22 protein-coding genes are annotated in these 24,406 nt (G+C 45.8%); 18 read left to right on the forward strand and 4 right to left on the reverse strand.

Features of this window, described 5'->3' with window-relative positions; genetic code table 11:
• Nucleotides 1–70 precede the first annotated feature (70 nt).
• The 15 genes from mnmG (at nt 71) to glmS (ending at nt 14,742) form a co-directional block, all read left to right on the forward strand.
• Complete coding sequence (mnmG, locus tag NJR55_RS02145; protein ID WP_253617423.1) at nt 71–1,966, forward strand: tRNA uridine-5-carboxymethylaminomethyl(34) synthesis enzyme MnmG; 1,896 nt, start codon at nt 71–73, stop codon at nt 1,964–1,966.
• A gap of 9 nt (nt 1,967–1,975) precedes the next feature.
• Complete coding sequence (gene rsmG, locus NJR55_RS02150) at nt 1,976–2,596, forward strand: 16S rRNA (guanine(527)-N(7))-methyltransferase RsmG (RefSeq protein WP_253617425.1); 621 nt, start codon at nt 1,976–1,978, stop codon at nt 2,594–2,596.
• 48 nt (nt 2,597–2,644) lie between these two features.
• Nucleotides 2,645–3,436 carry a ParA family protein gene (locus NJR55_RS02155; protein WP_253617427.1) on the forward strand — a complete coding sequence of 264 codons (792 nt, stop codon included), beginning with the start codon at nt 2,645–2,647 and terminating at the stop codon, nt 3,434–3,436.
• Nucleotides 3,437–3,455: 19 nt separating this feature from the next.
• Nucleotides 3,456–4,331, forward strand: coding sequence for a ParB/RepB/Spo0J family partition protein (locus NJR55_RS02160; protein ID WP_253617428.1), 876 nt, complete (start codon nt 3,456–3,458; stop codon nt 4,329–4,331).
• Nucleotides 4,332–4,500: 169 nt separating this feature from the next.
• Nucleotides 4,501–4,887, forward strand: coding sequence for an ATP synthase subunit I (locus tag NJR55_RS02165; RefSeq protein WP_253617430.1), 387 nt, complete (start codon nt 4,501–4,503; stop codon nt 4,885–4,887).
• A 12-nt stretch (nt 4,888–4,899) separates the two neighbouring features.
• Nucleotides 4,900–5,697 (forward strand): F0F1 ATP synthase subunit A, encoded by a 798-nt coding sequence (gene atpB, locus NJR55_RS02170; RefSeq protein ID WP_153849330.1) that lies wholly within the window; start codon nt 4,900–4,902, stop codon nt 5,695–5,697.
• 64 nt (nt 5,698–5,761) lie between these two features.
• Nucleotides 5,762–6,019 (forward strand): F0F1 ATP synthase subunit C, encoded by a 258-nt coding sequence (gene atpE, locus NJR55_RS02175; RefSeq protein ID WP_011235847.1) that lies wholly within the window; start codon nt 5,762–5,764, stop codon nt 6,017–6,019.
• A 37-nt stretch (nt 6,020–6,056) separates the two neighbouring features.
• Nucleotides 6,057–6,527, forward strand: a complete 471-nt coding sequence (gene atpF, locus NJR55_RS02180) for a F0F1 ATP synthase subunit B (protein ID WP_253617432.1) — start codon at nt 6,057–6,059, stop codon at nt 6,525–6,527.
• Nucleotides 6,528–6,544: 17 nt separating this feature from the next.
• Nucleotides 6,545–7,078 (forward strand): F0F1 ATP synthase subunit delta, encoded by a 534-nt coding sequence (gene atpH, locus NJR55_RS02185; RefSeq protein WP_011235845.1) that lies wholly within the window; start codon nt 6,545–6,547, stop codon nt 7,076–7,078.
• Nucleotides 7,079–7,092: 14 nt separating this feature from the next.
• Nucleotides 7,093–8,634: a F0F1 ATP synthase subunit alpha gene (gene atpA, locus NJR55_RS02190; RefSeq protein WP_011235844.1), complete on the forward strand. Its 1,542-nt coding sequence runs from the start codon at nt 7,093–7,095 to the stop codon at nt 8,632–8,634.
• 54 nt (nt 8,635–8,688) lie between these two features.
• Nucleotides 8,689–9,552, forward strand: coding sequence for a F0F1 ATP synthase subunit gamma (gene atpG, locus NJR55_RS02195; RefSeq protein WP_011235843.1), 864 nt, complete (start codon nt 8,689–8,691; stop codon nt 9,550–9,552).
• 42 nt (nt 9,553–9,594) lie between these two features.
• On the forward strand, nt 9,595–10,980 hold the full coding sequence (atpD, locus tag NJR55_RS02200; RefSeq protein WP_253617434.1) for a F0F1 ATP synthase subunit beta: 1,386 nt from the start codon (nt 9,595–9,597) through the stop codon (nt 10,978–10,980).
• 17 nt (nt 10,981–10,997) lie between these two features.
• Entirely contained in the window at nt 10,998–11,414 is a 417-nt protein-coding gene (locus NJR55_RS02205; protein WP_011235841.1) for a F0F1 ATP synthase subunit epsilon, read from the forward strand.
• A gap of 121 nt (nt 11,415–11,535) precedes the next feature.
• Entirely contained in the window at nt 11,536–12,906 is a 1,371-nt protein-coding gene (gene glmU / locus NJR55_RS02210; RefSeq protein ID WP_253617436.1) for a bifunctional UDP-N-acetylglucosamine diphosphorylase/glucosamine-1-phosphate N-acetyltransferase GlmU, read from the forward strand.
• Between the two features lie 3 nt (nt 12,907–12,909).
• Entirely contained in the window at nt 12,910–14,742 is a 1,833-nt protein-coding gene (glmS, locus tag NJR55_RS02215) for a glutamine--fructose-6-phosphate transaminase (isomerizing) (protein WP_253617438.1), read from the forward strand.
• Between the two features lie 331 nt (nt 14,743–15,073).
• Here the strand turns inward: glmS and NJR55_RS02220 are convergent, their stop codons facing one another.
• Entirely contained in the window at nt 15,074–15,622 is a 549-nt protein-coding gene (locus NJR55_RS02220) for a hypothetical protein (RefSeq protein ID WP_253617440.1), read from the reverse strand.
• A gap of 213 nt (nt 15,623–15,835) precedes the next feature.
• Between NJR55_RS02220 and NJR55_RS02225 the strand changes: the two genes are divergently transcribed.
• Nucleotides 15,836–16,738 (forward strand): endo alpha-1,4 polygalactosaminidase, encoded by a 903-nt coding sequence (locus NJR55_RS02225; protein ID WP_253617442.1) that lies wholly within the window; start codon nt 15,836–15,838, stop codon nt 16,736–16,738.
• Between the two features lie 58 nt (nt 16,739–16,796).
• Here NJR55_RS02225 and NJR55_RS02230 read toward each other — a convergent pair whose 3' ends face one another.
• The 3 genes from NJR55_RS02230 to NJR55_RS02240 all read right to left on the reverse strand — a co-directional run bounded on the left by NJR55_RS02230 (nt 16,797) and on the right by NJR55_RS02240 (nt 21,940).
• On the reverse strand, nt 16,797–17,465 hold the full coding sequence (locus NJR55_RS02230) for an HAD family hydrolase (protein ID WP_253617444.1): 669 nt from the start codon (nt 17,463–17,465) through the stop codon (nt 16,797–16,799).
• Between the two features lie 27 nt (nt 17,466–17,492).
• Nucleotides 17,493–19,532, reverse strand: coding sequence for a phosphocholine-specific phospholipase C (locus NJR55_RS02235; RefSeq protein ID WP_253617446.1), 2,040 nt, complete (start codon nt 19,530–19,532; stop codon nt 17,493–17,495).
• Nucleotides 19,533–19,594: 62 nt separating this feature from the next.
• Nucleotides 19,595–21,940, reverse strand: a complete 2,346-nt coding sequence (locus NJR55_RS02240) for a TonB-dependent receptor (RefSeq protein ID WP_253617448.1) — start codon at nt 21,938–21,940, stop codon at nt 19,595–19,597.
• A 226-nt stretch (nt 21,941–22,166) separates the two neighbouring features.
• Here NJR55_RS02240 and NJR55_RS02245 point away from each other — a divergent pair, with 226 nt between their 5' ends.
• Nucleotides 22,167–22,961 (forward strand): DeoR/GlpR family DNA-binding transcription regulator, encoded by a 795-nt coding sequence (locus tag NJR55_RS02245; protein WP_253617450.1) that lies wholly within the window; start codon nt 22,167–22,169, stop codon nt 22,959–22,961.
• A gap of 210 nt (nt 22,962–23,171) precedes the next feature.
• Nucleotides 23,172–24,356 carry a DUF5690 family protein gene (locus tag NJR55_RS02250; RefSeq protein WP_253617452.1) on the forward strand — a complete coding sequence of 395 codons (1,185 nt, stop codon included), beginning with the start codon at nt 23,172–23,174 and terminating at the stop codon, nt 24,354–24,356.
• Nucleotides 24,357–24,406 lie beyond the last annotated feature (50 nt).

Here is a 24,406-nt window from a genome sequence, read left to right on the forward strand (position 1 = left end):
TTTAGATTTAAGTGAAATCGCGTTAAAATAATCGGCTAACTTCCTATTCTTCAAACAAAGGTCACTTTGCATGTCACAACAGAGCCAACAACACTTTGACGTTATTGTTGTCGGTGGAGGACACGCCGGAACAGAAGCTGCGTTAGCCGCCGCTCGTTTAGGTGTTAAAACCCTATTGCTTACGCATAATATTGATACTTTAGGGCAAATGTCCTGTAACCCAGCCATTGGGGGAATAGGAAAAGGTCATTTAGTAAAAGAGATCGATGCACTTGGCGGCGTTATGGCCAAAGCAGCTGACAAAGCCGGAATTCAATTCAGAACACTGAATTCATCCAAAGGCCCGGCAGTGCGTGCAACCAGAGCTCAGGCTGACCGACAGCTTTACAAACAAGCGATCCGCTACGCACTGGAAACCCAGCCGAATCTGTCAATATTTCAACAAGGTTGTGACGATCTGATCGTCGAGAACGATCGCGTTACCGGCGTTGTTACCCAAATGGGTCTTAAATTCACGGCAAAAACCGTGGTGCTAACCGTAGGAACATTCCTCGGCGGACAAATTCATATTGGTCTGGATAACTACCAGGGCGGACGCGCAGGCGATCCTCCATCAAACGCATTAGCTAAACGCTTACGTGCATTGCCATTACGAGTTGAACGCTTAAAAACCGGCACACCTCCGCGTATAGCTAGTCACAGTGTCGATTTTTCCGTTATGCAGGAACAACCGGGCGATAATCCGACTCCGGTATTTTCTTACATGGGTTCTCGTTCTGATCACCCACAGCAAATTCCGTGTTACATCACGCATACCAACGAAAATACCCACGAAATTATTCGTTCAGGGCTTGATCGTTCACCCATGTATTCTGGTGTGATTGAAGGCGTTGGACCACGTTATTGTCCGTCAATTGAAGACAAAATTGTCCGTTTTGCTGACAAAGGCTCGCATCAAATTTTTGTTGAACCAGAAGGCTTAGATACCTTCGAAATTTACCCTAACGGCATTTCAACCAGTTTGCCGTTTGATGTTCAGCAGCGTCTGGTTCAGTCAATTAAAGGGTTTGAAAACGCGCATATCACACGTCCTGGCTATGCGATCGAATACGATTATTTTGATCCACGAGATCTTAAACAGTCTCTGGAAACCAAAGTCATTAACGGTTTGTTCTTCGCCGGCCAGATTAACGGCACGACAGGCTATGAAGAAGCCGGTGCACAAGGGCTTATTGCTGGTTTGAATGCAGCATTGCAGGCGCAGGACAAAGAATCCTGGGCACCACGACGCGACCAGGCCTACATGGGCGTGTTGATCGATGACTTATCGACTCTGGGCACTCAGGAACCCTACCGTATGTTCACTTCGCGTGCCGAATATCGTCTGTTGCTGCGTGAAGATAACGCCGATATGCGATTAACTGAAATTGGCCGTAATTTGGGGTTAGTGGATGACGAACGCTGGGCTGCATTTAATAAGAAAATGGAATCAGTCGAGCAGGAAAAACAACGCTTAAAAACCACCTGGGTGCATAAAGATCATGCGTCTGTAAAGCAAATTAACGCGCTGGTAAAAAGCCCTGTCACCAAAGAAGTCAGTGGAGAAGAACTGTTACGCCGGCCAGAAATTCATTATAAAGATTTAGCCTTAACCGACTTTTTTGCGCCGGGGTTAGACGATCCTTTAGCGGCAGAACAGGTTGAGATCCAAATTAAATACGCGGGCTATATAACGCGTCAGCAGGAAGAAATCGCAAAACAACAGCGTCATGAAAATACCTTGCTGCCCTCGCCTTTCGATTACGCTAAAATTAAAGGCTTATCGAACGAAGTGGTTGCAAAATTAAATGATCATCAGCCTGAGACCGTTGGTAAAGCAGCGCGTATTTCCGGAATTACTCCGGCGGCTGTTTCAATGTTATTGGTTCACCTGAAAAAACAGGGTTTATTGCGTAAAAGTGCTTAAGGAAGAAATGTGAAAGAGCAGTTAAAGGGATTATTAGATCAGGCACAAATAAACCTGTCAGAAGCACAAATTGATCAACAACTGGCGTTAGTAGGCTTACTGGATAAGTGGAATAAAGCCTATAACCTGACCAGCGTGAGAAACCCGAAGGATATGCTGACCCGACATGTTATGGATAGCCTGGCTGTTCGTAAGTATTTAGACGGGCAGCGCTTCATCGATGTCGGTACAGGACCAGGGCTACCGGGTTTACCCTTAGCCATAGCCGAACCGGATAAAGAATTTGTTTTGTTGGATAGCTTAGGCAAGCGCATCCGTTTTATTCGTCAGGTTTGTCATGAGCTAAAACTAAGCAATGTCACGGCTGTGCAGGCGCGGGTGGAAGACTATCAGGATGAAAAGCAGTTTGATGGTGTAATCAGTAGAGCCTTTGCCTCGCTTAATGATATGCTTTCCTGGTGTAAACATTTACCGGCTGAAAACGGTCGGTTTTATGCGTTGAAAGGGCTGTATCCGCAAGACGAACTGGAACAGCTGCCCGGGCACTATAAAATTGAAAGTATTGAGCAAATTAACGTTCCCGGCATTGACGCGAGCCGGCATATCGTCATTATAAGCAAACGGTCATAAAACAACCGACAGTCGACTATCCGACAACAACAAGAGGTTATAAAACCCGTGGCTAGAACCATTGCTATTGCGAATCAAAAAGGCGGAGTAGGAAAAACAACGACAGCAGTTAACTTAGCTGCGTCCATGGCTGCTACCCGTCGCAAAGTGTTGTTGATTGACTTGGACCCTCAGGGTAACGCGACTATGGGTAGTGGCGTTGATAAGTACGATGTTGAAAATACCATTTACGAATTGCTGATTGAAGAAAAGCCAGTCAGCGACGTTGCAGTAAAAGACACCAACGGTAAATACCATTTAATTGCGGCTAATGCCGATGCTACCGCCGCAGAAATTAAGTTAATGGAAGTCTTTGCGCGCGAGCTGCGTTTGCGTAATGCGCTTAAAGCCGTTCAGGACAGCTACGATTATATTTTTATCGATTGTCCGCCATCGCTGAATATGCTGACCGTTAATGGCATGGCTGCCGCTGACTCAATTCTGGTGCCCATGCAGTGCGAGTATTATGCGCTGGAAGGTCTTACCGCATTAATGGAAACCATTCGCCAGCTGGCCGATGTGGTTAACCCCGGGTTGGAAATTGAAGGTATTTTGCGGACTATGTACGATCCGCGTAATCGTCTGGCTAACGATGTTTCAGAACAGCTTAAAAACCACTTTGGTGAGAAAGTTTACCGGACCGTTATTCCACGCAACGTCCGTTTAGCCGAAGCGCCTTCATTTGGTGCGCCGGCTATGTACTACGACAAGTCATCTACCGGGTCAAAAGCCTATTTAGCCTTAGCGGGTGAACTTATCCGACGTTCTGAAAATCGTAAAGAAGTAGCAAAAGAATCATAACAAGGGAATAAAGCGAATCATGTCGGCAAAAAAACGAGGTTTAGGTCGCGGTCTGGATGCCTTACTGACCAGTAATCAGCAAAACTCTGACCGTCAATCAGAGCAAGTGACGGAAGAAGTTAAAGGTGAGTTACAGAAGCTGCCGGTTGAGTTTTTAAAGCCCGGCCGTTACCAACCTCGTAAAGACATGTCACCCGAAGCCTTAGAAGACTTAGCCGCTTCGGTAAAAGCCCAGGGGATAATACAGCCCATTGTTGTACGCCCTGTTGGCAACGACGAATATGAGATTATTGCGGGTGAACGTCGCTGGCGTGCGGCGCAGCTGGCGAAACTTGAACTGGTTCCTTGTTTAATCAAAGACGTCCCCGACGAAGCCGCAGTAGCTATTGCGTTAATTGAGAACATTCAGCGTGAAGATTTAAACGCGATGGAAGAAGCAACCGCATTACAACGTTTGTTGGTCGAGTTTCAGATGACTCACCAGGACGTTGCGCAGGCGGTGGGTAAATCGCGGACTACGGTGACCAACTTATTGCGCCTGAATAACTTGCAGGACGGCGTTAAAGTGTTACTGGAGCGTGGTGATATTGAACTTGGCCACGCCAAGTTGTTATTGGCGCTGGAAGGCGAACAACAAGCCGACGTAGCACAACAGATTGTCGCAAAAGATATGACCGTACGTGACGCAGAAAAACTCGTCAGACGTACAATTGACCCTCCCAAAGAAACCGAAAAACCAGAGCCAGACGCCAATATTGAGCATTTAGAAACCAAGTTGTCTGAGACCCTGGGAGCCAAAGTTTCCATTAATCATGGTCGTAAAGGAAAAGGTAAACTGGTTATCAGTTACACCAACCTGGACGAACTGGATGGAATTCTGACTCACATCAAATAATAATTTCCAATGCATTGATTGTTGTAGAACTTTTGTTAAATGGCATAGAAACCGTCGCCTACAGGCAAATTTGTTTGCAATTACATGGCAGATCTTTATACTAGCGCGAGTTTCGTTGTGGCTGGTTGAAAGCCTCAAAAAAATAGCCGCCAGTTAAAAGGTTTTAGTCGTGACACAGGCACTTAATGCGGTAGGTAAAAAGCTGGCAGGAAAAGTTGTAGGTACACAATTTATAGTGGTTTTGATAGCCGCACTTGTCACGATAGCAGTTTCAAATACACAGTCGGCTTTGGGTATTCTGTGTGGCGGATTAACCGTCGTAATACCAAGCGCTCTATTTGCACTTATCGCTTTTAGACACGCAGGAGCGCGCGCTAATCAGAAAGTTGTACAAAGTTTCTTTTTAGGCGAAGGCGTTAAGCTACTGCTTACAGCAGTGTTGTTAACAATCGCATTGCTGGTAACAAATTTATATCCTGTGTGGTTATTGGTCGGTTTTGTCATCGCCGTCACCATGCAGTGGATAGCACCGGTTTTATTTTTAAAATCAACCTAACTGGGAAACAACATGATAAGTGGAGAACAAACTCCGACTCAGTATATCCAGCATCACCTCCAAAATTGGACGGTTGGTGAAGGGTTCTGGGCGGTGAACGTCGATACTATCTTCTGGTCCGTGTTACTGGGTGTGCTGTTTCTGTGGAGTTTCCGCAGAGTAGCTAAAAAATCCTCTGCTGGGGTACCTGGTAAATGGCAATGCTTTGTCGAAATGATTGTCGAGTTTGTCGACAACAGCGTCAAAGAATCCTTTCACGGTAAAGATAAACTGATAGCACCTCTGGCATTAACCATCTTTGTCTGGATATTCCTGATGAACCTGATGGACTTAATTCCGGTTGACTGGTTACCAACAGCTGCTATGTATGGTGGTTATTGGTTAGGCTTTGTTGACGACCCGCATGATGTGTACATGAAAGTGGTACCAACAACAGACCTGAATACAACCTTTGCATTGAGTTTAAGCGTATTTGCGCTAATTATTATCTACTCAATCAAATACAAAGGCGTGAAAGGTTTCGCTAAAGAAATGACTTTCACTCCGTTTAATCACTGGGCTTTAATACCAGTGAACTTTGTACTGGAAAGTATCACGTTATTAGCAAAACCAGCGTCACTGGCACTGCGTTTGTTCGGTAACCTGTATGCAGGTGAATTGATATTTATTCTTATTGCAATGATTGGATTCTGGCAGCTACCGGCGCACTTTGCGTGGGCAGTGTTCCATATTCTGGTTATTACATTGCAAGCGTTTATTTTCATGATGCTGACCATTGTTTACTTAAGCATGGCGTCATCTGAACACTAGTGTTCGAAACAAAAGTTTTTAGCTTTACTTTTAACTTTAATCTACTGAAAAACTGGAGAAATCAATGGAAACTGTAGTTGCTTTTACTGCTATCGCTGTATCAATCATGATCGGTCTGGCTGCACTGGGTACTGCCCTGGGCTTTGGTATTCTGGGTGGTAAATTCCTGGAAGCTGCTGCTCGTCAACCAGAACTGGCACCACAGCTGCAAGTTAAAATGTTCATCGTTGCAGGTCTTATCGATGCTATCGCGATGATCGGTGTTGCTGTTGCATTGCTGTTCACGTTTGCGAACCCATTCTTAACCCAGGTAGCAGGCTAATCGTTATTCGACGGTCACCAACTGAAGGAGGTCCGTTGTGAATATCAACGCTACTCTAATTGGACAAACGATCGCGTTTATCGTGTTCGTGTGGTTCTGCATGAAATTTGTATGGCCACCGATCATCAACGCTATTGAGGAACGTCAGAAGAAAATTGCTGACGGCCTTAATGCCGGTGAACGTGCTCAAAAAGATTTAGAGAAAGCCCAGCAAGAAATTGCCGAGCAGCTTAAAGAAGCGAAACAGCAAGCCGCTGAAATCATTGAACAGTCGAAAAAACGTGGTGCTAAAATTGTTGAGGAAGAAACTCAACGTGGCCACGAAGAACGTGAAAAAATCGTTGCGGCTGGACATGAAGAAGTAGCTGCTGAACGCAATCGCGTTCGCGAAGAGCTGCGTAAGCAAGTTGCCGTACTTGCGGTGTCTGGGGCTCAAAAAATCATTGAGCGTGAAATTGATAAAGACGCTCATAGTGACATTGTTGAAAAACTGGTCGCTGAACTTTAATAAAGGGGTTTGAGCTTATGTCAGAACTGACTACGGTCGCTCGCCCTTACGCAAAAGCAGCTTTTGATTTTGCTTTAGAACAGGGAGCGCTCGATAAGTGGGCAGAAATGCTTAGCTTCGCTGCTGCGGTAGCGCAAGACGAGACTATTGCCTCATTTTTGAGTAGCTCCTCGACTGTTGGGAAAACAACAGAGGTTTTCTTGGGTGTTTGCGGCGACGAGCTCGACGACAACGCTAAGAACTTCGTTAAAGTACTGGCTGAAAATGAACGTCTGCCAGTGTTACCAGCAGTTAGTGAGCTCTATCAGACGCTTCGTGCTGAACATGACAAAGAAGTCACTGTAGATGTGAAATCGGCAGTTAAACTGCTGAAAGCACAACAAACGGCTTTGATTAAAGCACTTGAGAAGCGCCTGCAACGCAAAATTAAGCTGAACTGCAGTGTCGACAAGTCCATTATTGGCGGACTTGTTATAGAAGCTGGTGATACCGTTATTGACGGCACCTTGCGCGGCAAGCTCGACAGACTTGCTTACGCACTGCAATCCTAATTGGGGACTTGAGCATGCAATTGAATTCAAATGAAATCGCAGAACTGATCAAACAGCGAATTGAGAAGTTCGAAGTCACCAGCGAAGCTCGCAACGAAGGTACCATCATGTCTGTTCAAGACGGTATCATTCGCATCCACGGACTTGCAGACTGTCTGCAAGGTGAAATGGTTGAGCTACCTGGTAATCGTTACGCTATCGCACTAAACCTTGAACGTGATTCTGTTGGTGCGGTTGTTATGGGCCCTTATGCAGACTTGCAGGAAGGCACCAAAGTAAAATCAACAGGTCGTATTCTGGAAGTTCCAGTTGGCGAAAAACTGTTGGGTCGTGTGGTTAACACACTGGGCCAGCCTATCGACGGTAAAGGTCCAATTGAAGCTGACGGCTATGAGCCAGTCGAGAAAATCGCACCGGGCGTTATCGAACGTCAGTCAGTTGATCAGCCAGTACAAACTGGTTACAAATCAATCGACTCGATGATTCCGGTTGGTCGTGGTCAGCGTGAGCTTATCATCGGTGACCGTCAGACAGGTAAAACGGCTTTAGCAGTAGACGCTATTATCAACCAGAAAGATTCTGGTATTAAGTGTGTTTACGTAGCTATTGGTCAGAAGAACTCAACCATTTCAGCGGTTGTACGTAAGTTAGAAGAGCACGGCGCAATGGAAAACACCATTGTAGTTGCAGCTTCTGCTTCTGAATCAGCAGCCCTGCAATATCTGGCAGCTTACTCTGGTTGTACCATGGGTGAGTACTTCCGTGACCGTGGTGAAGACGCTCTGATTGTATACGATGACCTGTCTAAACAGGCTGTTGCTTACCGTCAAATTTCACTGTTGTTGCGTCGTCCACCGGGTCGTGAAGCATTCCCTGGTGACGTTTTCTACCTTCACTCTCGTCTACTTGAGCGTGCTGCGCGTGTTAACGCTGACTACGTAGAAAAATTCACTGACGGTAAAGTGAAAGGCCAGACCGGCTCATTAACAGCCTTACCTATCATTGAAACTCAGGCAGGTGACGTATCGGCATTCGTACCGACTAACGTTATCTCTATCACCGATGGTCAGATCTTCCTTGAAACTGACTTATTTAACTCAGGTATTCGTCCTGCGGTTAACGCGGGTGTCTCGGTTTCACGTGTTGGTGGTTCAGCACAAACGAAAATCATCAAGAAGCTGGGTGGCGGTATTCGTCTTGCCCTGGCTCAGTACCGTGAATTGGCGGCGTTCGCTCAGTTCGCATCTGACCTTGATGAATCGACTCGTTCACAGTTAGAGCACGGTCAGCGTGTTACTGAACTGATGAAACAGAAACAGTACAAGCCTATGAGCGTGGCTCAAATGGCTGTATCAATTTATGCCGTTGAAAAAGGCTTCTTGAAAGACGTAGAAATCGACAAAATCATGGATTTTGAAGAATCACTGCAATCTTTCATGGCGAGCGAATACGCCGAGCTAATGGCTGAGATTGATAAGACTGGCAACTATAACGACGACATCGATGCGCAACTGAAAGCCGCGCTTGAGAAATTCAAGCAAACGCAATCATGGTAATCGCACCTGGCCGCAGTAGCGGCCATTTGTCGTTGAGTTAACAGGAGAATCGTCATGGCCAGCGGTAAAGAGATAAAAACTCAGATCTCGAGTATCGGTAATACTCAGAAGATCACCAGTGCTATGGAAATGGTCGCTGCGTCGAAAATGAAAAAGGCGCAGGAACGTATGGAGGCAAGTCGCCCCTATGCGGACACCATTCGCAAGGTGATTGGTCATGTGGCGCGCGGTAACCTCGAATATCGTCATCCATTTATGGAAGAACGTCAGGTTAAGCGTGTGGGTTACATCATTGTGTCTACCGATCGTGGTTTGTGTGGCGGCTTGAATGGTAATGAATTCAAGAAAGTCGTTAAGCACGCTAACGAATGGAAAGAGCAGGATGTTGAAGCAGATTTTGCCGCTATAGGCAGCAAAGGAACCAGTTTCTTCAAGCGTTTTGGTAAGTTGAAAGCGCAGGTTTCAGGTATGGGTGATAAGCCAGAACTGAAAGAAATCACTGGTTCAATCCAGGTTATGCTGGATGCTTTTGAAGAAGGCAAAATCGATCGCTTGTACGTTGTATTCAACAAATTTGTGAATACGATGACCCAGGAGCCGACCATTCATCAATTGTTGCCATTGCCGCAAGCAGGATCGGAAGAAGATGTGCAGACAGGTAGCTGGGATTACCTGTATGAGCCGAATCCGGAAAGTATTCTTGATACGCTAATTCGTCGCTTCGTAGAAATGCAAGTGTACCAAGGCGTAGTGGATAACTTTGCTAGTGAGCAAGCCGCTCGGATGATTGCTATGAAAGCTGCAACCGACAATGCCGAAGATATTATTGACCAATTACAATTGCGATATAACAAGGCTCGTCAGGCAGCAATTACGCAAGAAATTTCGGAAATCGTGTCCGGCGCCGAAGCGGTATAACGCGGCAACGGTTAACAGAATTGAAGAGTTAGAGGAAACGTCATGAGTCAAGGTAAGGTCGTACAAATTATCGGCGCCGTTGTGGATTTAGAATTTCCACAAGACGCTGTACCAAAAGTATACGACGCACTGAAAGTGACCGAAGGTGGCTTAGAAGGTTTGGTTCTTGAAGTTCAGCAGCAGCTGGGCGGCGGAATCGTACGTGCCATCGCAATGGGTACAACTGACGGTCTGCGTCGTGGTATCACCGCTAAAAATACCGGTGAATCAATCATGGTTCCAGTGGGTAAGAAAACCCTGGGCCGTATTATGGATGTATTGGGTAACCCAATTGATGAAGCGGGTCCTATCGGTGAAGAAGAGAAAATGTCTATTCACCGTGCGGCACCTAGCTACGAAGAACAGTCAAATACTAACGAACTGTTAGAAACCGGTATCAAAGTCATCGACTTGATTTGCCCGTTTGCTAAAGGTGGTAAAGTTGGTCTGTTCGGTGGTGCTGGTGTTGGTAAAACCGTTAACATGATGGAGCTTATCCGTAACATCGCTATCGAGCACAGCGGCTACTCAGTATTCGCCGGTGTTGGTGAGCGTACTCGTGAAGGTAACGACTTCTATCACGAGATGAACGATTCAAACGTTCTGGATAAAGTATCATTGGTTTATGGTCAGATGAACGAGCCACCGGGTAACCGTTTACGTGTGGCACTAACTGGTTTGACTATCGCTGAGAAATTCCGTGACGAAGGTCGCGATGTACTTTTCTTCGTTGATAACATCTACCGTTACACTCTGGCCGGTACTGAAGTATCAGCACTGTTAGGCCGTATGCCTTCAGCGGTTGGTTATCAGCCTACCCTGGCCGAAGAAATGGGTGTTCTGCAGGAACGTATCACCTCTACTAAGACAGGTTCAATCACGTCTGTACAGGCCGTTTACGTACCAGCGGATGACTTGACCGACCCATCTCCGGCAACAACCTTTGCTCACTTGGATGCAACCGTTGTACTTAACCGTGACATCGCGTCATTGGGTATCTACCCTGCGGTTGACCCGTTGGATTCAACGTCACGTCAGTTGGACCCACAGGTTATCGGTGACGAGCATTACGACACAGCAATGGGTGTTCAGGAAGTACTGCAACGCTATAAAGAGCTGAAAGACATCATTGCGATTCTGGGTATGGACGAGCTGTCTGAAGAAGACAAACTGTCAGTATCTCGTGCTCGTAAAATTCAGCGCTTCTTGTCGCAGCCTTTCTTCGTAGCCGAAGTATTCACTGGTGCTCCAGGTAAATATGTATCTTTGAAAGATACTATTGCCGGCTTTAAAGGCATTTTGGATGGCGAATACGACGATATGCCAGAGCAGGCCTTCTACATGGTTGGTACCATCGAAGAAGCGGTAGAAAAAGCCAAAAACCTGTAACCGACCGGGAGGTTTGAATGGCAACACAAACATTAAATCTGGACGTTGTCAGCGCTGAAGACAAATTGTTCTCAGGCGTTGTACAAACGGTTCAGGTCACTGGTAGCGAAGGTGAGCTGGGTATTTACCCAGGTCACGCGCCCCTACTGACTAAAATCAAACCAGGTATGGTTCGTTATGTCAGCGAAGCGGGTGACGAAGAGCTTCTTTATGTTGCCGGTGGTGTGTTAGAAGTACAGCCTGGTCACGTTATTGTTCTTGCGGACGTTGCTGTTCGTGGTGACGAGCTTGACTTGCAGGAAGCCGAAGCAGCGAAGAAACGCGCTGAAGAAGCCATTGCCGATTCAGGTTCTGATGTGACCTATGCAGAAGCTATTGCTGAGTTATCGCGTGCGTTAGCTCAAATCGATATTATTCGTAAGCTTAAGCGCTAAAACTTCTGCGTTAAAATACGTAAAAGGCCTTGTTGTTAGTGCAACAGGGCCTTTTTTGTCGTTACAATAAGCTAATGTCATAAGGCTTACGCCAGCGATACTGAATTAAGGATCCATTAATATGAAGTTACGCGTTGTTATTCTGGCCGCAGGAAAAGGAACCCGCATGCGATCGGAGCTACCTAAGGTGCTGCATAAAGTGGCGAATAAACCTATGGTAGAGCATGTTATCGATACAGCCAGATCACTGAAGCCAGATGCCATTAATTTAATTTATGGTCATGGTGGTGATCAGCTTAAACAGGCGATAGCAGGCGATGACTTAACCTGGGTTGAACAACGCGAACAATTGGGTACCGGTCACGCCGTTCAACAGGTTATCCCGCACCTGAAAAGCAGTGAAAAAGTCATTATTTTGTATGGTGACGTGCCGCTGCTGACAGAATCCACCTTAATTAAACTGGTAACAGCGAGCGCAAACACCTCGCTTGGTTTGCTGACGATGACGCTTGCTGAGCCTACAGGTTATGGCCGTATTGTGCGTAATGAACGTCGCAGCGTTACCGGCATTGTTGAGCAAAAAGACGCAAATGCGCAGCAATTAGCTATTAAAGAAGTGAATACCGGCATTATGATTGCCGACAGCGATAAACTTAAAAGCTGGCTTGAACAACTGAGTAACGATAATGCGCAAAAAGAATATTACCTGACCGATATTGTCGCAATGGCCGCACGGGAAGGCGTTAATATTGCCACTGCACAGCCTGACAACGCGCAGGAAGTGGAAGGTGCCAATAACCGTCAGCAATTAGCCTCTTTAGAGAGAGCACTGCAGCAGCGTCAGGCTGAAGAGCTCATGACTCAGGGCGTCACCTTAATTGACCCTGCTCGTTTTGATTGCCGCGGTAAACTAAGCGCCGGCAGCGATGTCACTATTGATATTAATGCGGTGTTTGAAGGCAATGTGGTTCTGGGTGACCGGGTTGTCATTGAACCAAACTGCGTCATAAGAAACTCCGTTATTGGTGATGACACCGTTATTCGCGCAAACTCACATATTGAAGACGCAAAAGTGGCGAAAGGCTGTAAAGTAGGTCCTTTTGCGCGTTTGCGACCCGGGGCGGAACTTGCGGATGAAGCGCAGGTCGGAAACTTTGTTGAGATGAAAAAAAGCCGCCTGGGTAAAGGCTCTAAAGCCAGCCATTTGACTTATTTAGGCGACACTCAGGTGGGAGAATACGCAAACATTGGTGCAGGTACCATTACCTGCAATTACGATGGTGTGAATAAAGCACTTACCGAAATTGGTGATGGCGCATTTATAGGCTCAAACAGCTCTCTGGTTGCGCCTGTCTCCATTGGTAAGAATGCAACCGTTGGCGCCGGCTCGGTTATTACCCGGGCGGTAGCGGACGAAGAACTGGCTGTTGCCCGCGGCAAGCAGCGTAATATCAGCGGATGGCAACGTCCACAGTCGAAAAAAGGAAGTTAATTTATGTGCGGTATTGTTGGTGCCACGTCGGAACGTCGGGTAACAGGTATTTTGCTGGAAGGTTTAAAACGACTGGAATACCGGGGTTATGACTCGGCTGGTGTGGCTGTTATCGACGCTGATAATCACCTTAAAAGCGTACGCCGTACCGGCAAGGTACAGGAATTAAAAGACGCCATAGACCAGAACCCCTTAGACGGCACTATTGGTATTGCGCATACACGTTGGGCAACGCATGGTGGGGTTACGGAAGCTAACGCTCACCCGCACCGTTCTGAAGACGAAATTGCCGTAGTGCATAATGGCATTATCGAAAACCACGAACGCCTGCGAGAAGAGCTGCAAGCGGAAGGTTATGTCTTTAATTCGCAGACTGACACCGAAGTAATCGCTCACTTAATTCATCATGAGCGTAAAACTCATGGCGACTTACTGGCTGCGGTTAAATCAGCAGTACGTCAGTTGGAAGGAGCTTACGGCACCGTGGTTATGGATACCAAATATCCTGAGCGTTTAGTGGTTGCCCGTTCAGGTAGCCCTCTGGTTATTGGTGTGGGTATTGGTGAGAACTTTGTTGCCTCTGATCAGCTCGCTTTATTGCCGGTTACCCGTCAGTTTATTTACCTGGAAGAAGGTGATGTTGCGGACATTAACCGCACAGAAATCGACATTTACGATTCTGAAGGTAACGCTGTAGAACGCGAAGTTGTTGAATCTGACGTAAGTTACGACGCCGGCGGTAAAGGCCAGTATCGCCACTTTATGCTGAAAGAAATTTACGAGCAGCCTATTGCAGTGCGTAATACATTGGAAGGCCGTTTGTCCGAAACTACGGTGTTGGATAACGCTTTTGGTGAAGATGCGGCGAGTATTTTAAAAGACATTGAACACGTTCAAATTGTTGCCTGCGGTACCAGTTACCATGCAGGTATGGTGGCGCGCTATTGGCTAGAGTCTATGGCAAACGTTTCATGCAACGTTGAAATTGCCTCAGAGTTTCGTTACCGCAAGTCCTATGTTCACCCGAACAGCTTACTTGTGACTATTTCACAAAGTGGTGAAACAGCAGATACCCTGGCCGCGCTGCGCTTGTCGAAAGAATTGGGCTATAAAGGCAGCCTGACCATTTGTAATGTGGGCTCCTCGTCTATGGTGCGCGAATCTGATCTGGCCTTTTTAACCCGCGCCGGTGCAGAAATTGGTGTGGCATCGACCAAAGCCTTTACCACCCAGTTAACGGGCTTGCTGATGCTGACATTGGGTATTGGCAAATACCGAGGCATGCCAGAGCAGCAACAACAAGCCGTTGTTCATGCGTTACAGGCATTGCCGGCGAAGCTGGAAGAAGCGGTATCATTAGCGGATGAAATTGAAGAGTTAGCGCAGGACTTTGCCAACAAAGAGCATAGTTTGTTCCTGGGGCGTGGTAACCAATACCCTATTGCTATGGAAGGCGCGTTAAAACTGAAAGAAATTTCCTACATTCATGCCGAAGCCTATGCCGCCGGTGAGTTAAAACACGGCCCACTGGCACTTATTGATGAAGAAATGCCGGTTATTGTCGTGGCTCCGAACAATGACTTACTGGAAAAACTGAAGTCCAACGTTGAAGAAGTGCGTGCCCGCGGCGGCCTGATGTACGTTTTTGCTGACAAAAACGCCCGTTTCAAAGGCGATGACTCGTTAACCGTACTTAACGTCTGCCATTGCGACGAAGTGATAGCGCCTATTGTCTACACCGTTCCTTTGCAGTTGCTTTCCTACTACGTAGCTCTGATAAAAGGTACCGATGTGGATCAGCCTCGTAATCTAGCAAAAAGCGTCACAGTCGAATAAGGAAGGGCCGAAAGGCCCTTTTTTGTTAAAATACCCTTGAGGGAACTAGCATTTTAACAAGGGAAGTTTATGAAAAATGAGACTCAGAGCAATGTTGTAACTTTAATGTCATTAATTCTTTCTGGGACAGCTATGCTTAATTTGTACTTTGAAGTTCCATTATGGATTCTGATGTTTGTTGTAAGTTTGGGCTTGTTCGTTTTTATATACGTATTCCTGAAATCGAAAGGCCAAGAAGATTAGTCTTCAAATTATTCAGGTATTTATGAAAAGTGATGTGAAGTCATTGATGCTACTTAAAAAGACAGGGTCTCCGCTGATAAAAGTATGATTAATTCCTTTGAGTGGCATTGGTCTTTATCTGATGCAATGCCTTGCTGGCCAGAATTTTGCTGCCTTTGCGTTGAGATTCGCCGCCAGCAATTTGAATAGCCAGGCTTTGTTCTTTATACCAGACGATCAGCATTGGCATTGTGCCTTTAATCCAGTATGCCTCATCACCAATGCCCAGAACGGACTCCCCTAAGCGACGAGCTTGGTTTATTGAGTATCCCCCCATGTTGTCATTTTCATGGTCGTGGTAGTTCCAAGTAACGGTTAATTGGAATGGTTCTTTAACGGCCAGGTTGGGGTCAAGATCGTTTCTTACCCAAACACAGGTTGAATATCCTGGCTCGGCAGTATCTTCTGCGATATGTACTCCTTCCCCGGTAGGGATGTGACCCAGAACTTCTTTCTCTGTCAGGAGCTCACAAGCGGGCGTATCTGATCCATTGGGAAGCATATCGGTTTTTGAGGAAACTGATTGGGCTTCTGCCGATGCCGATATCAACAGCACACTGGTGGCTAAAAAATGGATAGAAAAAATTCTAGCTAACATAATGTGTCCTTCCGAAAGTTCGCGTTCAGTTGTGCTCGTAATCAATTTGTAATTCAGTGTTTTTAATATAATAACAACGAGATTTGTTTGCGAGTTAAAATCCGTTGCACAGTACCGACTAAATTAAGTTCCTGGCAGAGTTGTGCGAATAGAGTTGCCGACCACCCAACAAAGCCTGATAATCCCCAAGGGATCACTTAAGGAATTACTCCAATGTTTAACCGAAACTGGACTGCTGTAAGTTTAATGGTTTTAGCCTGTTCGCAATTGACAGCCTGTAACTCCGATTCGTCGTCAGAAAGTACGGATAATGGGGAATCTGGCATATGGCAACCCAAACCAGGGACAAGCTGGCATTGGCAGCTCGAGAACTACGACAACCTGGATATAAACAAGGACGTCGAGGTGTTCGATATCGATTTATTTGAAGGTGCAGAGGGCGGTAACGCAAGCATCATTAGCTCATTAAAGTCCAACGGTAAGCGGGTTATTTGTTACTTCAGTGCAGGAACCCGAGAAGACTGGCGACCCGATGCGAGTGAGTTCTCGGACGACGCGGTTATTGCCGATGGTGAAATGGCAGACTGGCCGGGCGAGGTCTGGCTGGACATAAATAATGAGGTTGTCCTGAATGAAAACATCAAACCTATTATGGAAGCGCGTCTGGACTTAGCTCAATCTGCGGGCTGTGATGCGGTTGAACCCGACAATGTCGACGGCTATATCAACACTGACGAGACAAAAGGCATTATCACTTACGATGATCAGCTAAATTACAATAAATGGTTAGCAAATGCCGCACACTCGCGGGGATTAGGCATTGGTTTAAAGAACGATTTAGACCAACTGAATGAACTGGTTAATGATTTTGATTTTGCCGTAAACGAACAGTGTTATGCCTACGGGAATGAATGCGTCAGTTACGAAGACACTTTCCTGAAAAATAACAAAGCGGTGTTCGTACAAGAATACTATGAAGACGGCTCCGAAGGCGAAATCAGTCGGCAGGAATTCGAAAACAATGCCTGCCCTTATTTCCTTGAAGCTGGAATTTCCGCTTTATGGAAAGAGGGTTTTAACCTGGATGGGGAAAACGTTCTAAGTTGCGGCGAATAAAGCGTTAAAGAAAAGGTCAGTTTCATTTGAGGAAAGAAACGAAACTGGCCTGTGAGTCTTATACACTCCATTCGTGGGTGCACCAGCCGTTCTCTTTCGCAATTGAGCGCATTTGTTCGTTACCATTAATAACATGGCTGTTAAGCGCGTAATCCAGTAATGGTACGTCGTTAATTGAGTCACTATATATGCAGCCTAACGGTAAGTCTTCTAAGCCGTGCTGTTTTTGCCACAGCTTTAAAAGAGCCACCTTTCCATTACCAAAACTAAATGGCTCTATCACGTTCTGCGTGATTTTACTGTCAGAAACTTCAATATCGATTCCAATAACATGCTGGATACCAAAAAGAGCAGCAATGGGCTCTACTATAATGGTGGGACTGGCAGAAATGACCAGAAGAATGTCTCCTGCTTTCTGATGCTCCCGGACTTTACGCATACCTTGTGTATAAATGCGTGGTTTAATATATTGTTCAGCAAATTCGGTAGCCAGAGCTCTGATTTCAGTAACCCGCTTGCCTTTTATGGGTAAAACCCATGCCTGCATATAATCCTTCATATTCATTCGTCCACTACTGTAGTCCTGCATGATTTCGCTGCAAATCTCAGTTGCTTCCTTGCTGTAAGGCCATGAGTTTTTTCGTAAAAAGTACATCCAGTCCTGTGCACTGTCCGAATCAACCAGGGTGCCATCAAGGTCAAATACAATAAGTTTTGGTTTTGTCATTATTAAAGTACGTCCTTAAGTACACCTTTAACGATTCAGGCGGCCGGCAAATTGTCTAAGGAAAGAGTCAGATGAAGTGCTCGTCACAGAGACATCGTAGCGTTGATTACTGTTCGTAGGTATATGAACTACCTGTCCTTGAGGCAGTCTTTTTCTCGTATCAACGTCTTGACCAAGATAGTAGGTAAAGCCGTCACTACGAGCCAATAGACCGCAGTATTTGCCGTCACTGATAAAGCTAATATCTCTTTCGGGTTGTATTTCAGAATGTTTTCCCACTAAGCGGCGGTGAAACCCTTCTGGCCCCATAACCTGCAAGTCATAAGCATCTTCAATTAGCGTCCATTCTCTGCTCGTTTTATTTTTGGCTTCAACAGTATATCGATGCGGAATTGAGTCCAGATTCAGTCGGTTGTAAACATGGAATACAGCAGCGTGCTTGCCTTTATTAATGAAGGTCAGCTTCAATCTATTGGTTTCCGGCAGCTCATCCCACTCTAAATCCAGCTTATAGAGGCTAGGCCGGTGTGGACGCATACCCGGTTCCTGGGCAGGCATCGACTGTTGAATCGGAAGTTTAGGCGTTGTTCTTTTTGGCAGTGCTGCTGCCCTTTTTGCGTCAGCTGTGGGGTCAGGAAAAGCTAACGGCAAATCCCTGTTTGGATTTACGAAGTCAAAAGCATTTGTGAAATCACCACAAACAGCCCGTCGCCAGGGGCTAATATTGGGTTCTAAAACACCGAAACGTTGTTCTAGAAAACGAATAATCGAGGTGTGGTCGAGAACTTCCGAATTAATATACCCGCCCCGGCTCCATGGAGAAATGACATAGGCCGGAACACGCGGGCCTAAACCGTATGGCCTTCCCATGTAGTCTTGCACTTCCAACGACGAATCCGCCTCGGATCGATGGACATGGTATTCCCCGCGCGTGGAAACCTGAGAATGACCCGCATATTCGCCGAGTGATGCCGGATCTTCTGAAGGCGGCGTCGGTGGCGGAACGTGATCGAAAAATCCGTCGTTTTCATCAAACATGATGAATAATGCTGTTTTAGCCCAAACCTCAGGGTTAGCCGTCAGAGCGTCTAATACTTCTGAGGTGTATGCAGCCCCTTGTGCCGGGCTAGATGGTCCCGGGTGCTCTGAACCTTCCGCTGTCGCTATAATGTAAGATACGGAAGGCAATTTATTCTCTAAACTGTCTTTCCGGAGCTGGTCTAAAGCCTGAGTCGTTAAACCCCTTTTTGCGAGCTCTGGATTTGAACCGGGTTTACCTGCCAGTGACTCCTGAAACGCAGCGAATCCAACAAGCGGGTTGTCCGTAAAATTATCGGACATATCCTGATAAATACGCCAATTCACGCCTGCTTCCTGTAACCTTTCCACGTAAGTTGTCCAGGTGTATGGAATGGCTGCACCACCATTTTCAGGTAAACGGTCATGTGAGTTACCAATACTTGGGCCGCCAAATTGGGCTTGTCCATCGTTGGTTCCAGACCAGAGGAATAAACGGTTAGAGTTGGTTCCCGCATGCATAGAGCAATGGTAAGCATCGCAAAGTGTAAAAGCATCGGCTAAGGCGTACTGAAATGGCATATCCGCGCGTTCGAAATAACCCATAGAATGCAGGTTCTTTGCTTCTGGCCAGCGATCCATGTGCCCGTTATCCCAGGCTGCTTGCGCATCTGGCCAGGAATGAGGGGTGCCTTCTACGCGCATATGTTCGAATGCTTGGCGTGTATTTAACGCAAATGGGGTGACAAATTTAGGGCCGATTTCAGTTTGGTTTAATTGCGTGAATATCGTACGGTTTTTGGCTTGGTCAAACGATTTTGCTGGTGCAGGATAAGGATCGGAAAAACCTCGTGCTCCTGACAGGGTACCGAAGTAATGATCAAAAGAGCGGTTTTCCTGCATCAGAATAACCACGTGCTCAATATCCTTTATTGTGCCAGTACGTACCGCAGCGGGAATAGCCAAAGCTCTTGATATTGCCGGAAAAGAAGCCATTAGACCTGCGGCTCCTGCTCCTAAAAGAAATCGACGCCGACTAATATCGACCATAGAAGTAACTCCTTGAAGAGGCATTAGATTTCGAAACCTAATGCCTCTTACCTAACATCTGGTTAAAAATCAGCGCTAACAGAGAAAGTCACGGTTCTTGGTGAACCGGGATAAACACTGTTACTGCCAACAGCCGATATATACTCATCATCAAGCAGGTTATTAACGTTCAAACGCAGGCGAAGAGCGGATATGCTGGAAGAAAGCCCCTGGATATCAGTACCAATGTAGGCGTCTACCACTTCATACTCAGGCGCTGTGGCTGAGTTTTCGAAGTTGATAAATCTATCTCCAATATGGCGCAAAGAGATTCCACTCGTTATGTTGCTACCGACATAATCAGCTGCAATGGTGAAGAAAGTTTTTGGTCCGCCGTATACTTGATTCCCAGCCCGAATTTCTGCATCTTGGTCAAGACCGGTATCACCTGTACTAAGGTACTCAGCATCATTATAGGTATAAGACCCAGAAACTCTCAGGCCGCTGGTAACTTGATATGACGTGAGCAGTTCAGCGCCGCGACTCTTCTGACCACCGACGTTCACATAGCTGCCGTCGACTTCTTCTTTGTAATCGATACCATCCAATACACTAGTATCCAATTGTACAATTCGGTTATCGAATTTAATGTCGTATAAGGTAACCGCTGCGTTAAAGCCATTGTTGATATAACGGAAGCCTAGCTCAATGTTCTCAGCAGTTTCAGGGTCAATGCCACCCAGTTCTGAATTAGATAAACCGGAGTCAATGATACCAGGAACAATAGATTTATAGTTTTCAGAGTAGCCGGCAAATAACTCTAAACCATTAACCGGTGTTGTATAGGTTAACCCTGCGTAGAGTAACGGATCTGAAGTGGAGTCTAGTTGACCCGTTCTGTCATCGTTATAGAAGTGATCAACAGTAGTATCGACCTGATATTGTTTTACGCCAATACTTGCACTCAGCGGGCCTATAACGGCTTTTTCCTGAGCGTAGTACATTAGCTCTTTAGTATTTGCTTCGGTTTTATATTGAATCCAGTAAGGGGTCTCATTAAATTCCAGACTGATTGCCGAGTTCTCAACTAAATGCCATGAGCGCGTTACATCAGCATCGTAGTTTTCATACCAAAACCCGCTGCGTAAGGTATGCTGGATGTTGCCAGTTTCAAAATCGTAGGAAACATCACCCGTTATGCCATAACGATGATTGGCATAATTTGAAGTACGATATGAGCCCACTCCTTCGACATTGCCTTCATAACAATTGGGATCCTTTTCAGCGTCTAAACCATATCGACCAGTGCAAGAATCAATCATTGTGCCCGGTTGATTTGTACCAGCGTTAACGAAAAAGATATCGTCGCCAAGATAGTCGCCGTAGATTGTTTCTCCGGAGCGTTCGTTATCCAGGTTTCCATCTCCATCGACATCGGTAATGTAGGGAGGGATCCAGTCACCACGGCCTTTCATTCTGTGATAATAAACGGCCGTGTTGAATGAGAAGTCACCAAAATCTTTTTCGACCTGAAAACTATAAAATGAATTATCACGCAGTGCACGCCAGCCATCGCGATAGTTTTCATCAAGGCCGGGGATACCAGTCCAATTCATGTGCAAGCCGTCGTGACGAGGGTTTTCATAATAATCTTCTAAAGAAACATATTCATATTCGTTTTCATTAGCCGAATTGTAGGTAGCGAAGCCCGTAAGGTGGAACCCATCAATAATGGTTGTGATTTTACCCGTAAGATAATCTTTCTCCGTGATAGCCTCGTTATCCCAAACGTCCTTATTTTGCGAAGATGAGCCGCTGAGGTAGAAGTAGGTATCTGGACTAATTTCACCAGAGTCGTAACGGAAACGGTACTTACTCGCGTCCTGGTCGCCTGCCATATAGAGTAAGCTTAGGTTTTCTTCCATTAATGGGTCGGAAGTAATGAAATTCAGCGTTCCACCTAATGCCTCATTTGATCTCGAGCTGATATCCGCCGTTCCCTGACTGACTTCCACGGTTTCAAGATCGAGCACGTCAATAAATCTATTTGCCTTACTACCGCCGCCGTAGTTTGAGCCGCCGTTTGGCAAGCCATCAAGCGTTGTACCAATTTGACCATTATTGGTATTAAAGCCACGCATTCGGATGTTTGTCATCCAGTCAGATGAACCGAAGGTGTCAGCTTCCTGTACAATAACGCCAGGTAATTCCTGTACAACAGTGTTTACTGAAGCATTGGCTGGACGACGTGAAATCATGTCCATTGAAACCGTGTTTGAGGCGAAGGTCTGTCTCTTACCTACAACAATGATTTCTTCCATTTGCTCGTCTTTTTTATTCGTTTCTTCCTTATCCTGATCAGCTATCGCTGATGCTGAGGCTATTGCCAGTATTAATGGTGAAAGTGCAAATCGTTTGTAGCCGTTCATGTGTATCTCCCCAGGTATGCTAAACGTGGAAGTAATAGGGCCAAAATGACCTTTCACCCCCAGCTATGGTTTTGAGCGAGGCCAATATAGAATTAAAATGTGACAGTGATGTGATATTTTGTTGTATTAATTATTAATAATGTGAGTTTATGTGGTTTTTAATGTTGGAAGTGGATTAAGATTTACTTCTGCTCTAAAGTAGCAACTTGTTAACTCATTGAATTACATGCGCGCAACCAATAAACGTGTGGAGATGGATGTGAATATGTCTGAGCGTTTAATCACTATGTTGGAGTTGATTAGGCTTAATCGGTCAATGTCTATTGTCGATCTTTCACAGCGTTTTGAGGTGTCGGAAGAAACCATACGACGTGATATACGGCAGTTAGAAGCTACCGGCAGAGTGGTTAAAGTGCATGGTGGAGTCCGTCTTTCCTCTTCAACTCTAGAACCCCCATACCAAGGGCGTGTGAGTTTGAATTCTGCCGCTAAAAAAGAAGTTGGAGAGAAAGCTACCGAATTAGTCGAAGATGGGATGACGGTTTTCATTGATTGTGGTTCAACCAGTTATTGGTTTTCACGAATGTTGACCAAACCTAAAAAGTTACTGGTAGTGACAAATTCACTGGATGTAGCAAATGAAGTCATTGGTCGCGATGATTGGCGGTTAGCGTTCACTGGCGGGCAAATTGATCCAGACTACCGGGCCGCTTTCGGGCGAGAAGCGATTCTTCAGGCTCGGCAGTTCACCCCCGATCTATTATTTCTGTCTATCGGTGGTATTCATTCCGACATAGGGCTACTTGATTTTAGTATTGATGAGGCTAATTTTAAGCGTTCGCTACTTGATAGAGCTCGCCGAAAAGTAGTACTAACCGACTCTTCAAAGTTTAGTGGGGCAGGCTCCGTTCACCTGGCCGATTTTGACCAAATTGATACGTTAGTCTGTGATAAACCTCCTGAAGACCCTTTGAAATCTGCACTCGATAATGCCCAGGTGGAGGTTATTTGTAGCCGTTAACCCCCGCTATTAGGTTAGCGTCGGGTAGTAACATAAATTCTTCATATTCTGCGCGTAATATTTGCCGTTCTCACAATGGTAGGAATGGCACTTATGGTTTCTCTCACTAAGAATACAAGGCGTAGCAACACCTTCTGGTTTATCCTCTATGCCTCAAGTGCCGCTTTCTCGACCTACTTTTGTATGTATGCGTTTCGGAAACCTTTTGCAGTGGCAAGCTATGAACAGGCTCAGTTTGTCGCTGGGATAGATTTTAAAAGTGCATTAATTATTGCGCAGGTATTAGGTTACGCCCTATCCAAATTTGTCGGTATTAAAGTCGTATCGGAAATGACGGCGAATCATCGCAGCGTTGCGATTCTCACTCTGGTAATGGCAGCACAGTGCTCACTTATGGTTTTTGCTGTTGTTCCCGGGAACTGGAAGCTAGTCGCACTATTCTTTAACGGTTTACCGTTAGGCATAATCTGGGGCTTGGTCTTCAGTTACTTAGAGGGTAGAAGAACCACTGAAGTGTTGGGTGCTATTTTATCTATTAGTTTCATTGTGTCTTCTGGTGTCGTAAAAACCGTCGGTAAATACCTGATGCTGGACTTACAAATCAGCGAATACTGGATGCCGGCTGCTACCGGTGGTATTTTTACTATCCCATTATTCATTTCCGTATATTTTCTTTCCAGGATCCCCCCGCCGACACAGCAAGATAAAGCTGAACGGCATAAACGGGAGCCCATGACATCCGAAGATAGGATCCAATTAGTGAGGAAATACTCGATAGGCTTGGGCTGCATGGTCGTCAGTTATATGTTATTGACCGCTATGCGTGACTTCAGTGACAATTTTGCAGCAGAAATATGGATAGAACTAGGGTATGGCGACAGACCCGCAATATTTTCTTCCGTTGCGCTGTATACGTCATTGGCTGTTCTACTTTTGCTAAGCTCGATAATGTGGATTAAAAACAATTTTCGGGCATTTATGGTTAACCATTTGATGGTTATTGGGGGATTTTTACTCTTAGGTGTTAGCAGCTTATTCTATCAAAGCGGCGGAATTTCAGGTTCATCATGGATGATAGCGCTAACCATTGGGATCTATCTGGCTTATGTTCCTTTTAACTGTCTTATTTTCGATCGCATGTTATCGATGATAAACGACAAAGCTAATGCCGGGTTTCTTATTTATATCGCGGATGCTCTGGGTTATGCGGGAACCGTCGGTATACTGCTGTACCGTAACTTCTTTGAAATAAAGCTCAGTTGGCTAAACTTTCTATTAGAGAGCGCTTACTTTACGGCTCTTCTGGGTAGCGTGTTGATGGTATGTTCCGCTTGGTTTTTCCGCCAGCGCTTCTATAAAGAATACTCAAAGGCTTTTATTAAAAGCTCGGCTTAACCGGAAATGAAAAGAGGCTGTGGAACCCCTTTTCAACCAGGCCGATAGAC

Origin of the sequence: Idiomarina rhizosphaerae (assembly GCF_024159085.1) — a bacterium.
Lineage (GTDB): Bacteria > Pseudomonadota > Gammaproteobacteria > Enterobacterales > Alteromonadaceae > Idiomarina > Idiomarina rhizosphaerae.

Coding starts and splice junctions, on each gene's coding strand:
- mnmG (WP_253617423.1), top strand. CDS start 71: ATGTCACAACAGAGCCAACAACACTTTGACGTTATTGTTGTCGGTGGA.
- NJR55_RS02160 (WP_253617428.1), top strand. CDS start 3,456: ATGTCGGCAAAAAAACGAGGTTTAGGTCGCGGTCTGGATGCCTTACTG.
- atpB (WP_153849330.1), top strand. CDS start 4,900: ATGATAAGTGGAGAACAAACTCCGACTCAGTATATCCAGCATCACCTC.
- atpE (WP_011235847.1), top strand. CDS start 5,762: ATGGAAACTGTAGTTGCTTTTACTGCTATCGCTGTATCAATCATGATC.
- atpH (WP_011235845.1), top strand. CDS start 6,545: ATGTCAGAACTGACTACGGTCGCTCGCCCTTACGCAAAAGCAGCTTTT.
- atpA (WP_011235844.1), top strand. CDS start 7,093: ATGCAATTGAATTCAAATGAAATCGCAGAACTGATCAAACAGCGAATT.
- atpG (WP_011235843.1), top strand. CDS start 8,689: ATGGCCAGCGGTAAAGAGATAAAAACTCAGATCTCGAGTATCGGTAAT.
- atpD (WP_253617434.1), top strand. CDS start 9,595: ATGAGTCAAGGTAAGGTCGTACAAATTATCGGCGCCGTTGTGGATTTA.
- NJR55_RS02205 (WP_011235841.1), top strand. CDS start 10,998: ATGGCAACACAAACATTAAATCTGGACGTTGTCAGCGCTGAAGACAAA.
- glmU (WP_253617436.1), top strand. CDS start 11,536: ATGAAGTTACGCGTTGTTATTCTGGCCGCAGGAAAAGGAACCCGCATG.
- glmS (WP_253617438.1), top strand. CDS start 12,910: ATGTGCGGTATTGTTGGTGCCACGTCGGAACGTCGGGTAACAGGTATT.
- NJR55_RS02220 (WP_253617440.1), bottom strand. CDS start 15,622: ATGTTAGCTAGAATTTTTTCTATCCATTTTTTAGCCACCAGTGTGCTG.
- NJR55_RS02225 (WP_253617442.1), top strand. CDS start 15,836: ATGTTTAACCGAAACTGGACTGCTGTAAGTTTAATGGTTTTAGCCTGT.
- NJR55_RS02230 (WP_253617444.1), bottom strand. CDS start 17,465: ATGACAAAACCAAAACTTATTGTATTTGACCTTGATGGCACCCTGGTT.
- NJR55_RS02235 (WP_253617446.1), bottom strand. CDS start 19,532: ATGGTCGATATTAGTCGGCGTCGATTTCTTTTAGGAGCAGGAGCCGCA.
- NJR55_RS02240 (WP_253617448.1), bottom strand. CDS start 21,940: ATGAACGGCTACAAACGATTTGCACTTTCACCATTAATACTGGCAATA.
- NJR55_RS02245 (WP_253617450.1), top strand. CDS start 22,167: ATGCGCGCAACCAATAAACGTGTGGAGATGGATGTGAATATGTCTGAG.